We start from the raw sequence: 14,450 nt of genomic DNA, 5'->3' as shown, positions 1-14,450 counted from the left end.
TATCATCGATATTTCACAGCGGCCATATAAACGGGGGGTCTAACTACGATAACATGAAACAGGGTTTCAGTTGTCGGCGGGCCGTCGCGGCTCCGCTGGCCGGTCGTCGAAAAACGCGGTCAGGACCTTCTGTTGGGCTTTCCTGAGGTGATTGTGCAACGTCGGCGACGAGACATCTAGCGAGTCCGCTAGCTCCTCGGCGGTCGACCCGCGGGGCCACTCGAAGTAGCCGCTGTGGTAGGCCGCTCTGAGGACTGTTTCTTGCCGGTCGGAGAGGGTGTCGGTCAGCCGGTCGCGGAACCCGGTGTCCGTCTCGGCCGGCCGTTCCGTCTCTCGCTTCGCCGCTAACGACGTCTCCGGGTAGGCGTCGGTGACGGCGTTGACCGTCGGTCTGATGTCGGCCTCACTGGGAAGCTCGACGGCGATAGTTGCCACACCGTCAGTGGCCGTCACAGAGCGGATGCGGCCGCCGCTCTCGACCAACTGAAGCGCCGGCGTGTCTGTAACGACGACCTCCAGTAGCACGCCGTCGCTGTGCTCTTCGAGGAGTCTGGCGTCTGTCACCCCGTCGTCGGTGTCCGCATACGAAAGTATCGCGTCGGCCGAGGCGCCTTCGACCATCAGGTAGTACAGCAGCGACTGGCCCGCGACGGGAACGACGCCGGACAGCTCGACCGTACACTGTAACGCCCCGGATACCCCGGCGGTAAAGGTTCGCTCGTCCGCACAGTGGAACTCCAGTTCGGTCACCGTGTCGGCAAGCAGGAGGCGTTTGCGCTCGGCGGCGACCTGTGCGTGGCCGATCTGGACGCCGAGCGCGGACAGCACGGCGCGTTCCGCGTCAGTAAGTTCTTCGCTGGCCCCGACCCCGATGACACCGGACACGGCGTTTTCTCTGACGAGCGGGATCAGAGCGACGGGGCCGGTGCTGTCGTCGATGACACGAACATCGCCCACGTCGAGCGGCGCGGTGACTGACTCGATGTGGGCGTCGATCTGCCGCTCGACAGCTGTCTCTGGAATTTCGGTCGTCGCGCGCGGTGTCAGCCCGTCGCCGGTACGCTCGGCGAGCCAGGCGAACTCGAAGCCCGCCGTCCCGGTCAGGTGGTCACAGACTGCTGTCGCAATTGCTTCGCCGGTTGCGGCAGCCGCAAGCGCCTCGCTGACCGTCATAATCCAGTCGACGGGTCGCTGGGACTCGCTTGAGACCGCCCGCCCGCCGGACCCGTCAACGGCCGTGACGATGGTTTCGCGGTCCGGTTCGTCAAGCAGGGGGTCCAGTCGATCGAGCCGGTCCCAGCCGCCGAGCGCGCAGACGACGTCCGGCGGAACGCCGTCGTCCAGCAGGCTCGCCGCGAACCGCCACCGGAGGTCGCGCGTGGAAATCCCCTGCAGGTGTGGTGCCGCGTCGGCAGCGCGGTCGGCTACCTCGCTGACGAGCATCTGGAGCCGTCGCGCGGAGACGGAAAACAGCGGCTCGTCGTCGTCCGTTCCGGCCGCGTTCGCGTATTTCCGTATGTCGTGTTCGACCGAATCCGGGAGGTACGTCTCGCGGACAACTTCGCTGTCCTCCCGAACGGAAAGCAGGCGATGTCCCTCGAACTCGGTGATATCGGCCAGCCGAACAGCCGTCATCTCCGCCGGACGGAGCCCGACCTCCGCGCCGAGCCGGAGCACGAGATCGGACCGGTGTGTCTCGGCCGCACGCCGAAGCTGCTCGTACCCTCGTTCACCGATGCGGTCCGCTGCGCTGTCCATATATTTCGGAAATTCAGAGAATAACGAAATAAATATTGCGGTCACATCGTGGACATGGACGAGAGATGCACGATAAAACAACCACTAAAGACGCTGTTGCCGCAGGACTATTTCGGAGATACAAAAGAATACGAAACCAGTTACTCTCTTCTCGTGGTCGACTGGATTTCGCCGAGGATTTCGGGGTTCCGTAGCGCGCTGGTGTCGCCCAGGTCCTCGTCGTTGGCCACTGCCGTCAGCAGGCGGCGCATAACCTTGCCCGAGCGCGTCTTCGGGAGGTCGGGCGTGAACACGATCTCCTTGGGGCGGGCGATACCACCGATAGCGTTGACGACGGCCTCTTCGATGGCCGTTCGGAGTTCGCTCTCGGCGTAGCCGTCCTCCGGAGAGGCGAACGCGTACACCGCCGTTCCGGTCGTCTCGTCGTCGGCCCCGACGACGGCGGCTTCGGCGACGCCGGTGACGCCGGCGACCGTTGACTCAAGTTCCTTGGTGCTGAACCGCCGGCCGGCGACGTTGATCGCGTCATCGATCCGACCGAGGAAGGTGATGTAGCCGTCATCGTCGACCGAGACGCTATCTTCGGGATAGTACCGCCACCCATCGGTGTTGTCCGGGACGCTGCCCCAGTCCGTTCCGTCGAGTAGCGCGCGGGGCATTCCCGGCCAGGGGCGCGTCACGACGAGTTCGCCGGCCGTGTTCGGCCCGGCCGCCGCACCCGACCGGTCGACGACGGACGCCTCGATTCCAGGCAGCGGTGTTCCCGCGGCTCCGGGTTTCATCTCGTCGACGCCGGGTAGCGTCGACACAAGTACTGCGCCGGTTTCGGTCTGCCACCAGGTATCGACAATCGGGCACTCGCCGCCCCCGATGTGTTCGCGGTACCACTCCCAGGCCTGGGCGTCCATCGGTTCGCCGACGGTGCCCAACAGGCGAAGGCTGGAGAGGTCGTGCTTGTCGGGGTACTCCTCGCCCCACTTCATGAACGCCCGGACGGCCGTCGGCGCGGTGTAAAAGACGTCGACGGCGTACTTCTCGATGAGTTCCCACAGCCGGTCTTTCTCCGGGTGGTCCGCCGTGCCGTTGTACAGCACCGTCGTGGTGCCGAGCGCGAGAGGGCCGTAGACGATGTATGAGTGGCCGGTGATCCAGCCGATGTCGGCCGAGCACCAGTAGGTGTCCTCGGGCTTGATGTCAAGAACTGACCGGGCGGTCCAGGCGACGTGTGCGAGATATCCGCCGGTTGTGTGGGTGACGGCTTTCGGCTGCCCGGTCGTCCCCGACGTGTAGATGCGAAAGAGCGGGTCGTCCGCCGCCCGCGAGACGGGTTCGACTTCGGCCCCCTCGTGGGCCGCCAGCAGGTCGTGATAGTCGTCGTAGTCGTCGCCTAAATGTACGTCACGGCCCAGTCGGTCGAGCACCACGACCGACACGTCGTGGTCGACGGCGATGCGCGCGTTATCGGCCTTATTCTTTTGTGCGACGGCGCTGCCGCGGCGGTAGTAGCCGTCGCAGGTGATGAGGTACTCCGACTCGGCCCGTTCCATCCGCGTCGCCAGCGCGTCCGCGGAGAACCCGGCGAAGACGACGTTGTGCTGCACGCCCAGCCGTGCACAAGCCAGCATCGCGACCGGGAGTTCGGGCACCATCGGCAGGTACAGCGTCACCACGTCGTCCGGCCCGACGCCGCGTTCGCGCAGCGCCGCGGCGAAGGCGTTGACTTCCCGGTACAGCTCGAGGTAGGTGTAAGTACGGGACTCGCCGAGGTGCCCCTCCCAGACCAGTGCGAGTTGGTTCTTCCGCTCGGGGAGGTGCCGGTCGAGACAATTGTATGCGGCGTTTAATCGGCCACCGGGGAACCATTCAAACGGCGGGCCGTCCGTGCCACGGAATACCGTCTCGAACGGTGTCTCCCAGTCGAGCAACTCGGCGGCGTCGCGCCAGCAATCGGGCCACTCCCGTTCGAAGCGGTCGTAGACAGCCGGGTCAGTCACGTTCGCCTGTTCGACGAACCAGTCCGGCGGTTCGACTGTCTCTCGCCCCGTGTGGGACTGGTCCCGACCCGGTTCGTCACCCCGTGTCATCAATTGACAATACATCGGCGCACTCAAAAATGTCCTCTCTAATTATGTACGATTCCCTGCGAGAGAACCGACGCCAGTGCTGTCGGCTGTTCTCACTTTCGACACTGGCGACGGAACTTATATTGAGTCCTGCGGACAACAGGTGTACGAGAGGCCGGTACGGGGCATGAGCGACACGGAAAAGAAGATCGCCGATACGAAGGGGCAATTCCTCCAGGCAGTCTCACAGGGACAGCGCCTCACCGACGCCGAGTGGCGAAACTGTCGAATCGTCCTCACCACCGAGCGGGTTGCCCTGCTGGGCGACGACAAGCGACAGATTTCACTGACCGATATCGACCGTATCGCCGACCGGTTCGACGTGAACCAGCAGAGCGCCGGCGTCTCCGACTACGTCGCGCTCTACGTCGGCGAGGACGTCATCCTCGTGTCGGCGTCGGACCACGAGACGTTCGAGACCGACTTCTACCGGGCGAGTCTCGACGGCGCAATCGTGCTGGTTCAACACCCTGCACTGAAAGGCGGCGTCGTCCAGTCCGCCGAGTGGACGAAAGGCCGACTCAAAGTGACCGACGAGGCGCTGAAGCTCGCAATGGCCGACGGGCAAGCCGTCGTCGTCGACCGCGCTGACATCGGCGACCTGGCCGTCGAAGAGAAACAGGTCAGCGGTGAGGAGCGGACGGTCATTCAGGTCGAGCACAGCGAGGACGACATCAGCGTCGAAACACATCTCGCTGGCGAGGAGTTCCACGCCACCGTTCTCCGGACGATGCTCGAAGAGAGCGCCGAACAGAACCGCGCCGACCTGGACCTGAGCTCGACGGAGAAACGGGTCATCATGGCGCTACACTCCGGCGTGTCGCCGTTCGATATTCCAAACTTCGTCGGTATCGATGTCGAGAAAACCGAGGAAATCTTCGACCGGCTGATCGAACTCGACGTGATAAGCGTGCTCCGGGAACGAACCGAGGTGAACCTGACGACGAAGGGCCGTCGGGTCGCCGGCGAGCGGATGGGCGAGCAGTAGCGAACGATTCTGCACCGGCCGGTCTTTGATTGAACCGGTAGTCTCGGACGCCCCCATCCGTTCGGTTTCCACGCCACGATCTGGACATGCGTGGAGAGTAGACACCGACCAGTCTCAGTAAGGCCGCCATATTGAAGCCCCTCCTCCGTCTGCAACAGGTATGCACATCGATACGGCTGTGGTCCTCGCTGCGGGAGAGGGGACTCGCCTGCGGCCGTTGACGCGCAACAGGCCAAAACCTATGTTGCCGGCCGCGAACCGTCCGATTCTCGAACACGTCTTCGATGCGCTGGTCGAGGCAGGCATCGAGAAACTGGTCGCCGTCGTCGGCTACAAGCGCGACCGCGTCCAGGATCACTTCGGTCCGACGTACCGTGGCGTTCCGATTTCGTACGTGAGCCAGACGAAACAGCTGGGTAGCGGGCACGCGCTCCTCCAGGCACGGAGCGTCGTCGACGGCCCGGCCCTGGTGATGAACGGTGACCGTCTCGTCGACGCGGCCACTATCGAGGCGGTAGATACCTCCTACGCGGAGACTGGCCACACGAGCATCGCCGTTCTCGAACGACAGGATACCAGTCGGTACGGTGCTGTCGAAGTACAGGACGGTGATATCGTCGACATCGTCGAAAAGCCCCGACACGACGATTTCAGACTCATCAACGGCGGGGTGTACGCCTTCGACGGTGACATTTTCGAGGCTATTGACGAAACGACGCGTCACGCCGGAGAGCTGGCGCTGACCGACACAATCGAACTCCTGCTGGAATCCGCCCGAGTTCGAGCAGTCGAAGTCGACGGGATGTGGGTCGACGCGACGTACCCGTGGGACCTGCTGACCGTCGCCCGCGAGGTGCTAGCGCGGGGTCGGGTCGTCGAATCGGCCCGCGACGAGCAGGTCTGGGTCGACAACTCCGCTCGTGTCCACGACGAGGCGACCCTCCAGTCGCCGGTCGTCATCGGGCCGGACTGCGAGGTCGGACCGGACGCCGTCATCGGCCCAGATGTCGCGCTTGGCCGAAACGTCACTGTTGGGGCCAACAGCGTCATCCAACACTCGGTGCTCGACGCGGACACACGCGTTGACCCGAGCTCGACCCTCGTCGACACCGTCACCGGTCAGGATGTGAACCTGGGCGTCAGCACGGTCGTCCCCGGCGGCCCGGCCGATGTCCAGGTCGGCACGGAAGTGTTCGAGGACCAGCGGCTCGGAGCCGTTATTGCCGACCGCGCCGTCGCGCTCGGTGACGTGAGCTTCGTCTCTGGGTCGCTCGTGGGCCCTAACGCTCGGCTCGCCACCGGCGTGACGGTCGATGGAACCGTCCGCGAGGGCGCGGAGGTGGTCCGCTGATGTGCGGCATCATCGGGTGTGTCGGCCGCGGCGACGAGACGCTCGACACACTCGTTCACGGGCTCTCGAAACTGGAGTACCGCGGGTACGACTCCGCAGGGGTCGCACTGGCCAACGGTCACATCGACCTGTGTAAACACTCCGGCAAAATCGCCGACCTGCGCGAGGCCCTGTCCGACCGGACCCTCTCTGGGTCGGTCGGTATCGGCCACACCCGCTGGAGCACGCACGGCCCGCCGACCGACGAGAACGCTCACCCACACCAGGACTGCACTGGTGATGTCGCAGTCGTCCACAACGGGATCATCGAGAACTATCAGTCCCTGCGGGACGAACTCGTCAGCGCCGGCCACACCTTCACGTCCGACACCGATACCGAGGTCGTGCCCCACCTCATTGAGGACGCGCTGGACGCGGGAGCCGACCCCGAGGACGCCGTCCGCGAGGCAATCAGCCGACTCGAAGGCAGCTACGCCGTCGCCGTCGTGGTCGCCGGCTGTGATTCAGTGTTCGCCGCGCGGAACGACTCGCCGCTCGTCCTGGGTATCGGCGAAGACGCAACGTACCTGGCGAGCGACGTGCCCGCCTTCCGGGATTTCACCGACAAGGTCGTCTATCTCGCTGACGGCGAGTTCGCCCGCCTCAACGGTGACGGGTGGACCGTCACAGACACCGATGGCACCGTCATCGAGAAAGACATCGACACTGTCCAGTGGGACCCCGAAGAGACCGGCAAGAGCGGCTACGACCACTTCATGCTCAAGGAGATCCACGAGCAACCGCGCGCGCTCCGGCAGTGTCTCCGCGGCCGCGTCGACGAACTCGCCGGCACAGTCGACATCGGCGACCTCGGCGATCTCTCCCCGACGGGCGTCCAGTTCGTCGCCTGCGGGACCTCGTACCACGCTGCCCTGCATGGCGCGCAACTGTTCCGCGAAGCGGGTATCCCCGCCCAGGCGTTTCTCGCCAGTGAGTACGCCACTGCCACGCCCCCCATCGGCGACGCGCTCGTCGTCGGGGTCACGCAGAGCGGCGAAACCGCGGACACGCTTTCGGCACTTCGGGCGGCCCGCCGCCGCGGCGCGCGGACGCTGGCCGTGACCAACGTCGTCGGCTCCACTGCGGCCCGTGAGTGCGACCACGCGCTGTACATCCGCGCCGGTCCGGAAATCGGCGTCGCCGCTACCAAGACTTTCGCCTCACAGCTGGCCGCGCTGAACCTGCTCGCGCTCGGAACGTCCACGACCGGCGACGCCCGGCAGGTCATCAGCGCACTCCGCGATCTCCCCGGCCACGTCCAGGCGGTCCTCGACGAATCTGCGGCCCAGGAAATCGCAGAGCTGTACCAGGATGCCAATGCCTACTTCTTCATCGGCCGCGGCTACCAGGAGCCCGTGGCGCTCGAAGGCGCACTGAAGATGAAGGAGATCACCTACAAGCACGCTGAGGGCTTCGCTGCGGGCGAGCTGAAACACGGCCCGCTGGCGCTGGTGACCGAGAACACGCCGGTGTTCGCTATCGTGACTGGCGACGACGAGCGCGCCCGCAAGACGATTGGGAACGTCAAAGAGGTCGAAGCGCGGGACGCCCCGGTGGTTGCGATTACAGACGGACAGAGCGACGTTGAACGCTACGCCGACCACGTACTCGAGATTCCGGAGACCCATCCGCGAGCAGCTGCGGTGCTGGCCAACACGCACCTGCAGCTGGTGTCGTATCACACGGCTGCGCTGCTGGGGCGGAACATCGACAAGCCGCGCAACTTGGCAAAAAGCGTGACAGTCGAGTGAGCAGCACGTAGCTGGCTACTCGCGATGCTCGCAGTTTTCTGGTGGTTCCGGCGGTTCGAGAAGCCTTGCCGCCAGTTCAAGGGTTGTCGAACCCGAGAGTATCTTTCCGATAGATCGCGCAATCGCCGCGAGGCCGGAATTTTTCCAGAACTGCACAACCTGAGGTGTGACAGCGTCGAGCATAGTGAAAAATGGACCGACAGTGTGCGTTTCGCGTAGATCGATGACGATGACCTCCGGCTCCGGTTCTGCCGTGAGCCAGCGGTAGATCCAGGATGCCTTGGTTATCTCGAGTAACCGAGCGCGAACCCAGTTGAGCGTCGAGTGCTCGAAACTCCGTGAAAAATCATCGGAGAGCGACTTGAGCGCCGAGTTCTCGATAGCCGACCGGAGACGCGCTTTCACCACTGTGGCTGTCCCTCCGTTGCTCATCGATAGCCTGAGATAACTGTCGCCCTGATCGTTACGGTTCCCAGATCCAGGGTCACGACGCGTCCCTGCTGGAGTGTCTGCCCTTTGAATGTGACACCGGTCTCGGTCTCTCGAACAGAGAGGTTTGCGGTGAGCGTAACGTCCCGGTTTATCGGATGTGCCCGTTCGTAGATCTCCCCATCCTGTCCTCTGGTGACGACTGTCGCGTTTTCACGCTGGACGGTCGAAACCCGTGCGACTGTTTCACCGCCGAACGACTCCGTCATCCCCGGCGAAACGCTGTCGGCGAGTAACGGAGACACGTTGGACAACTGCAGTCGGACATCGCGAGTTGCGGACTGACCGCGTTGCGTCGTAGTACCGACCCGCGTGAGTCGACCCTTGATGAGGCCAGTGTCCGTCGGGAGTGAGAGGGTTGCTCCCGGCCGGATCGTCGTCTCGCCGAACGCCTGCTGCTCACCGTAGGCTACGCTCTGGAGCGTCACTCCAAGAAAGACGGTCTTCTTATCGGGGTTTCGGGTCCCGTATACTGTTACCGACTCGATAGTAGCTACTTCTCGTCCCTGGACACGGATCGGCTGCCCGGCACTGAGACGCCTGGCGTCGGTCTCCGATAGATTTGCTCTGACTACCACCTCTGTCTCAGTCGTAGTAAGTTCGAAACTGCCACCAACGTCGCGAATCGTCCCTGCGGTAGAGTAGGTCTCAGTGAGGATCTCAAGCTGTCGACCGTATCGCGGTGGTGACCCGTTGTACTGTATGGTTTCTCCCGACTGCGGGGCTGACAATTCGGCTTGCACCACCGCTCGTGTCGACTCACCTTGCGGGGCGAAATAGACATCTGTGACTGTGAGTTCCGAATTCCCTGACGGACTGTAGCTGTCTCCGACCGATATCTGAGAAATAATATAGTCCGGCTGGGGCCCGAGATCGAGTGTCACATTGGTTGTCCCAGCTGTCCCGGCCGACGATGTCGAACCCGAATCGCTGTTATCCGTTAGGACCAGGCTGATTCCGGCGATAAGGATAGTAAGAACAAATACAACGACGAGGGCATCGATGATATTGATAACGCCAAACAGATTCCCCTCGTCATCGATGATACCGGATGACTCCTCCATCGACTCCATACCAGCCCATTTCGCGGCCGGTGTATGGCCTTTTCGCTTGTCGCTATTACCCCAACTGATGCCGTGTTCCCGAACGGGACCAACACGTCAGCGTATTCGGGACCGCTACGAACGACGTTTTGCTGTCGAATGTACTGTCCAGATCACGGCTTGTCGGTTTGCAAACCCTTCTCAAGAGATTCTGTACGCAACAATGACATCAATAATGACGCTCCATACTTGTCTTGAGACCAGTTTCATATCGTAGCTGAACGATTGGTCACGCACGTACTCGAGGTCGTATCGCAGCTTTTCGCCCGGTTCCTTCCCGGTCACGTCATTAACCTGCGCAGGACCGGTCAGACCGGGTTTCACGAACCACCGTTTCTGCCAGTCAACGACGCCGGTCTGGATATCCGAGTCCAGTTCCGGTCGTTCGGGCCGCGGGCCGACGACGCTCATGTCGCCCCGCAGTATCGACCAGAGCTGTGGAATCTCATCCAGGTGCGTCTGTCGCAGCACTCGCCCGACCGATGTCACGCGTGGATCGACCCCACCCGCATCCTCGTCGCTTATCTTCGCGCCGGTCCCGTCTTCCGCGTTCTCGATCATCGACCGGAACTTGTAGATAGAGAATGTCTCGCCGAACACCGCTGTCCGGTCTTGCCGGTACAGTATCGATCCGCCGTCTTCGACTTTTATTGCTGCTACGATCCCGATAATCACCGGCGACAGCGCGACCAGTCCAACTGACGCAAACGCGATGTCGAACGCGCGCTTGAGAATGTAGTCCTGTATGTCCCAGGGCTCGATATCCACGTCGACCAGCGCTCCGACCCCACCGCTGGCGGTCAACACGGAGTCCGTATGGTCTCGGTGGACTTTCGCGTTGACTCCATACTCGTAACAGGCGTCAAGGGCACCGAAGAACTCCGCCCGGTCGGCATGCTCAAACGCCAACACGACAGTATCGACGTCATACTCGACGAGCACGTCCTCGATCCGCGAGAGGCCGCCCAACCGTTCCAGCCCACCGGGGCTGATTCCACCGTCAGCGATGGCTTCGGTCCGTTCGGTCGTCGCCACGACACTCGTCGGACAGAGATAGCCCAAGAGTGTCCCGTCGACCTCACGTGCGACTTCCCCGATCACTTGGAGGTCATCGCCGACGACGATGGTCCGCTCGCCGTTTGACGACGGCCGTTTCCGAATCCACACGAACCACGCTGGCAGTGCGATCAGTAACAACGGGGTCACCAATACGACAGTCAAGCGCGGCAGTCGATACGTGTAGTCGAAGTAGCCGATTGTCGCCAGCACGAGAACTGCCACGAGCACTCGCTTCTGAGCCAGCGCTACGGCGTCGAGAATCCGACGCGGGCGGGGCTTGTACAGCGGGAGAAACACACTGGCGACGACGGCGATTGTGACAAGGAGTTCAAACGTGAACTCCGACCCTGTTGGGGGGTCGGTCGGCAGCCGACTGAATATCGGGACGGTAGTCGCTATCGACTGGAAGGTAGCGTTGTTGACAAGTGCGACGGCAATCGCTGTCAGCACGACGACGCCAGCCACACTTGCGACCCGGTACCGCCAGCCACTGTCCATTATCAGTGTGATTACCGAGTTCCGGGATAAGTCCTGCGTCCGGAGACTCAAATATTGAAACTATTCTCGCAGTTGTGGGCTGTTCTTCGATCAAGAAACCGCATCACCACACAACTCACGTAACCGGAGAAGTCGCTGGCTACTGACCGGTCTGTTCTCTCACTCGCTTGCGGCGATGTTCTCGGCGGCCATCTCCGGATCAATCTCGCCCTGTAGCCGTTTCTCAGCCTGGTCGCGGTCCTCCGGGTAGCCGATATCGTTCCGCCAGCCGTCCATGCGGATTGCGTCGATAGTCCGGCCGGAGTGCAACAGGAGGTCAATCGCGTCGCTGATCTCGTACTCGCCGCGGTTCGAGGGCTGCACCAGATGGCAGGCGTGGAAGATAGCTGGTGTGAACGTGTAGAACCCGGTCATCACCAGGTTCGACGGCGGCTCTTCGGGCTTTTCGACCACTTCGGTTATTTCGCCGTACTTGTTGGTGTCACAGACGCCGTATCGCCCGGCCTCCTCCCAGGGGACTTCCTCGACGAGGAAGGCGGCGTCGGCGCGCTCCTCCTGCTGGCGGTTGACAACGTCCTGGAGATTCGCTTCAAAGATGTTGTCGCCGAGCATCAGCATGAAGTCGTCGTCGACGTGCTCCTCGACGGTCAGGAGTGCGTGTGCGAGGCCGTTCTGCTCGCGCTGGTGGGTGTAGGTGATCGGAACGCCTTCGAACTCGTCCTCGAAGTGGTTAATGATGGCCTGCTTCTTGTAGCCGACGACTACCAGGAGTTCGTCGGCGCCTAGTTCGATCAATTGCTCGAAGCAGTGCGTCAGAATCGGTTTCCCCGCGACTTCTACCATGCCCTTCGGCTTGTCTTCGGTCAGCGGGCGGAGACGGGTCCCCTCACCAGCGGCGAGAACGACAGCTTTCATATGTCCACATTCGTCGGTCACCCGATAAAACTCTTGTCGAAGTATAAGATCCGAATTATAATACCCGCTCCTTGACTACCGTCGCTCGATGAACGTCAGTATTGTCGGGAGCGGATACGTCGGGACGACGGTTGCGGCGTGTCTTGCGGATCTCGGACACGAAGTCGTAACGATCGACATCGATGAGGACATCGTCGACGCAGTCAACGACGGTGAGTCGCCGATACACGAACCGGGGCTCGACGAACTCGTCGCCGAGCACGGCGGCGGCCGACTCCGGGCAAGTACCGACTACGACGAGATTCTCGATACTGAGCTGACGATGCTGGCGCTCCCGACGCCCTCGAACGACGACGGGAGCATCGACCTCCAGTTCATGGAAGCCGGTGCGGCATCCATCGGCGAGGCGCTGGCCGGCGCTGAGAATCCGGCTGACGAGCCGCACCTCGTCGTCACGAAGTCGACTGTCGTCCCGAACACGACCGAGGACCGGCTCGCTCCCCGTATCGCCGACGCCGGTCTCGAACGCGGGACGGACTTCCTCGTCGCGTCCAATCCCGAGTTCCAGCGCGAGGGGACGGCCGTCGCGGATTTCCTGAACCCCGACAAACTCGTCTTCGGGACGGACGACGACCGTGCGACGGCGCTTCTCAACGAACTGTACGAACCGCTTCGCGAGGCCGCTGACGACGACGTGCCGGTCGTCGAAACCGGCATCGCCGAGGCCGAGATGATAAAGTACGCCAACAACACGTTCCTCGCGACGAAGATCAGCCTCATCAACGACATCGGGAACATCTGCAAGGAGTTCGGCGTCGACGCCTACGAGGTGGCCGATGCCATTGGACTCGACGACCGCATCGGCGAACAGTTCCTCCGGAGCGGGGTGGGATGGGGCGGCAGTTGCTTCCCGAAGGACACGGATGCCATCATCGCCGCGGTACGGGAACAGGGCTACGACCCCGCCGTCCTTTCCGCGGCCGTGGAACTGAACGACGCCCAACCCGAGCGCCTCCTCTCTCTACTCGACGACCACGTCGACGTGTCCGGGAAACGCATCGCCGTTCTCGGACTGGCGTTCAAACCCGGGACGGACGATATCCGGAACACGCGAGCGGCTCCGGTCATTGAGGGACTCAAAGAACGCGGTGCAGAAATCGTCGCCTACGACCCAGTGGCGGCCGAGAACATGCGCGAGCACTATCCCGACATCGAGTACGCCGACTCGGCGGCGGCCGCCCTTGAGGGTGCGTCAGGTGCTGTCGTTGTCACTGACTGGGACGAGTTCGCAGCGCTTGACGCTGCGTTCGACGAGATGGCCGCCCCGGTCGTCGTTGACGGACGCCGCATCATCGAGCGGCGCGACGGCATCACCTACGAAGGGTTGACCTGGTAGCGCGGTCAGTTACGCGCCCGTATTCGCCCGTCGAGGAGGGTTACCGTGCCGGCAGCGAGTACCGCCACGACGAGCACAGCCGGGTCCGAAGACACGTACAGGCTCGGCGTCGGTGGCCGCCAGTTCGTGAACGGATACAGCCAGGCGCTCGCTCGCCCGTCGGCGTACACCCGCATCCCATCGAGCAGCAGCGATGTGAGGCCACCGAACGTCACGAGACCGAACACTCGCCCCCAGTGGCGTCGCTCGAACGCGACGGTAATGATACCGGCCAGTAGCAGGATTCCACCGAATGTGGAGAGGGGCCCATAGGCGAACGGTATTCCGAGAAGCGTTTCGACTGTGCTCTCGTCCACTACGATCCTGACTTTTATCAAATCGGGAATTGCTGCACCGCCCATCCCGACGACGACCCAGCGCTGATCGAGCCAGTCGACGCGCCAACTAGCGACCGTGAGGAGGACGTACGGAACGAGAAGGTGGGTCAGCAGGTCAGCCATCGCGTGCCTCCAGCGTCCACGTATTACGGTTGATGCGCCAGTATCGGAAAAACAGCAGCAGGAATCCGAGTGCGCCGATAGCCGAGGCGCCGTACTTGTAGAACTCCGCCCACCGGCTGCTGTTGACGACTTCGACGCGCTCGGCCGCTATCGTCTGATTCGGTTCGAGCGTTCCGTACACCTGGACCACACCACCGGGTTCAACGGCTGCTTCCGTCTCGGTGACCCTGAGCGTTATCGCCGTCCCGCCGCTCTCGGCGCTGATCTCGATCCCGTTTTCGCTGGTATCCGTCACCGTTCCGAACACCATCACCTCTTGTCCGACGTACGAGTCGTACCCGGACGAGAGGTCCGCAGCATCTGGATAGGGTGATCGCTGCTCTTCTGTAACCGCTGCGTGGACGAACAGTCCCCCGAGTGTCAGACACAGCCCAAGCACGATGACGACACGAACCCAGACGCGCACACCCTCTGTTCGTT

12 protein-coding genes and 1 pseudogene are annotated in these 14,450 nt (G+C 62.7%); 4 read left to right on the top strand and 9 right to left on the bottom strand.

The features are described from left to right. Positions 1-66: 66 nt before the first annotated feature. Both ACOZ4H_RS16090 and acs read right to left on the bottom strand, forming a co-directional pair. A complete protein-coding gene (locus tag ACOZ4H_RS16090) occupies positions 67-1,758 on the bottom strand; it encodes a bacterio-opsin activator domain-containing protein (protein ID WP_424330225.1) in 1,692 nt (563 codons plus the stop codon). 140 nt (positions 1,759-1,898) lie between these two features. Then, the gene (acs, locus tag ACOZ4H_RS16085) at positions 1,899-3,842 is read right to left on the bottom strand and encodes an acetate--CoA ligase (protein ID WP_424330224.1); all 1,944 of its coding nucleotides are present in this window, start codon (positions 3,840-3,842) and stop codon (positions 1,899-1,901) included. A gap of 166 nt (positions 3,843-4,008) precedes the next feature. On the opposite strand from acs, the gene ACOZ4H_RS16080 reads away from it, so the two are divergent. The 3 genes from ACOZ4H_RS16080 (at position 4,009) to glmS (ending at position 8,010) form a co-directional block, all read left to right on the top strand. Next, positions 4,009-4,869, top strand: a complete 861-nt coding sequence (locus tag ACOZ4H_RS16080; protein WP_424330223.1) for a CheF family chemotaxis protein — start codon at positions 4,009-4,011, stop codon at positions 4,867-4,869. A 160-nt stretch (positions 4,870-5,029) separates the two neighbouring features. Further along, the gene (glmU, locus tag ACOZ4H_RS16075; RefSeq protein WP_424330222.1) at positions 5,030-6,220 is read left to right on the top strand and encodes a bifunctional sugar-1-phosphate nucleotidylyltransferase/acetyltransferase; all 1,191 of its coding nucleotides are present in this window, start codon (positions 5,030-5,032) and stop codon (positions 6,218-6,220) included. Beyond that, positions 6,220-8,010: a glutamine--fructose-6-phosphate transaminase (isomerizing) gene (gene glmS / locus ACOZ4H_RS16070; RefSeq protein ID WP_424330221.1), complete on the top strand. Its 1,791-nt coding sequence runs from the start codon at positions 6,220-6,222 to the stop codon at positions 8,008-8,010. The genes glmU and glmS overlap by 1 nt, the downstream gene beginning before the upstream one ends. Before the next feature lie 15 nt (positions 8,011-8,025). Here glmS and ACOZ4H_RS16065 read toward each other — a convergent pair whose 3' ends face one another. From ACOZ4H_RS16065 to aglF, 5 genes and pseudogenes are all read right to left on the bottom strand, one after another. After that, positions 8,026-8,442, bottom strand: coding sequence for a hypothetical protein (locus ACOZ4H_RS16065; RefSeq protein ID WP_424330220.1), 417 nt, complete (start codon positions 8,440-8,442; stop codon positions 8,026-8,028). Further along, entirely contained in the window at positions 8,439-9,077 is a 639-nt protein-coding gene (locus tag ACOZ4H_RS16060) for a DUF4330 family protein (protein ID WP_424330384.1), read from the bottom strand. Before ACOZ4H_RS16060 ends, ACOZ4H_RS16065 begins: the two co-directional genes overlap by 4 nt. Positions 9,078-9,275: 198 nt before the next feature. Next, a pseudogene (locus tag ACOZ4H_RS16055) lies at positions 9,276-9,563 on the bottom strand (DUF4330 family protein); the annotation flags it as partial. Positions 9,564-9,743: 180 nt separating this feature from the next. Further along, positions 9,744-11,159, bottom strand: coding sequence for a sugar transferase (locus ACOZ4H_RS16050; protein WP_424330219.1), 1,416 nt, complete (start codon positions 11,157-11,159; stop codon positions 9,744-9,746). Positions 11,160-11,318: 159 nt separating this feature from the next. Next, complete coding sequence (aglF, locus tag ACOZ4H_RS16045; RefSeq protein WP_424330218.1) at positions 11,319-12,074, bottom strand: UTP--glucose-1-phosphate uridylyltransferase AglF; 756 nt, start codon at positions 12,072-12,074, stop codon at positions 11,319-11,321. An 88-nt stretch (positions 12,075-12,162) separates the two neighbouring features. On the opposite strand from aglF, the gene aglM reads away from it, so the two are divergent. Then, positions 12,163-13,470, top strand: a complete 1,308-nt coding sequence (gene aglM, locus ACOZ4H_RS16040; RefSeq protein ID WP_424330217.1) for a UDP-glucose 6-dehydrogenase AglM — start codon at positions 12,163-12,165, stop codon at positions 13,468-13,470. A 5-nt stretch (positions 13,471-13,475) separates the two neighbouring features. Here the strand turns inward: aglM and ACOZ4H_RS16035 are convergent, their stop codons facing one another. Both ACOZ4H_RS16035 and ACOZ4H_RS16030 read right to left on the bottom strand, forming a co-directional pair. After that, positions 13,476-13,970, bottom strand: a complete 495-nt coding sequence (locus ACOZ4H_RS16035) for a hypothetical protein (RefSeq protein WP_424330216.1) — start codon at positions 13,968-13,970, stop codon at positions 13,476-13,478. After that, complete coding sequence (locus tag ACOZ4H_RS16030; protein ID WP_424330215.1) at positions 13,963-14,436, bottom strand: hypothetical protein; 474 nt, start codon at positions 14,434-14,436, stop codon at positions 13,963-13,965. The genes ACOZ4H_RS16035 and ACOZ4H_RS16030 overlap by 8 nt, the downstream gene beginning before the upstream one ends. Positions 14,437-14,450: the final 14 nt, after the last annotated feature.

Source organism: Haloarcula amylolytica (assembly GCF_049705545.1).
In the GTDB taxonomy this organism is placed as follows: Archaea; Halobacteriota; Halobacteria; order Halobacteriales; family Haloarculaceae; genus Haloarcula; species Haloarcula amylolytica_B.
The sequence above is the reverse complement of the archived record's forward strand: the minus strand, read 5'-3'. Positions and strand labels throughout refer to the sequence as shown.

Bases quoted from the DNA above. Each gene is read 5' to 3' on its own strand.
- ACOZ4H_RS16090 (WP_424330225.1), bottom strand. From the start codon at position 1,758: ATGGACAGCGCAGCGGACCGCATCGGTGAACGAGGGTACGAGCAGCTT.
- acs (WP_424330224.1), bottom strand. From the start codon at position 3,842: ATGACACGGGGTGACGAACCGGGTCGGGACCAGTCCCACACGGGGCGA.
- ACOZ4H_RS16080 (WP_424330223.1), top strand. From the start codon at position 4,009: ATGAGCGACACGGAAAAGAAGATCGCCGATACGAAGGGGCAATTCCTC.
- glmU (WP_424330222.1), top strand. From the start codon at position 5,030: ATGCACATCGATACGGCTGTGGTCCTCGCTGCGGGAGAGGGGACTCGC.
- glmS (WP_424330221.1), top strand. From the start codon at position 6,220: ATGTGCGGCATCATCGGGTGTGTCGGCCGCGGCGACGAGACGCTCGAC.
- ACOZ4H_RS16065 (WP_424330220.1), bottom strand. From the start codon at position 8,442: ATGAGCAACGGAGGGACAGCCACAGTGGTGAAAGCGCGTCTCCGGTCG.
- ACOZ4H_RS16050 (WP_424330219.1), bottom strand. From the start codon at position 11,159: ATGGACAGTGGCTGGCGGTACCGGGTCGCAAGTGTGGCTGGCGTCGTC.
- aglF (WP_424330218.1), bottom strand. From the start codon at position 12,074: ATGAAAGCTGTCGTTCTCGCCGCTGGTGAGGGGACCCGTCTCCGCCCG.
- aglM (WP_424330217.1), top strand. From the start codon at position 12,163: ATGAACGTCAGTATTGTCGGGAGCGGATACGTCGGGACGACGGTTGCG.
- ACOZ4H_RS16035 (WP_424330216.1), bottom strand. From the start codon at position 13,970: ATGGCTGACCTGCTGACCCACCTTCTCGTTCCGTACGTCCTCCTCACG.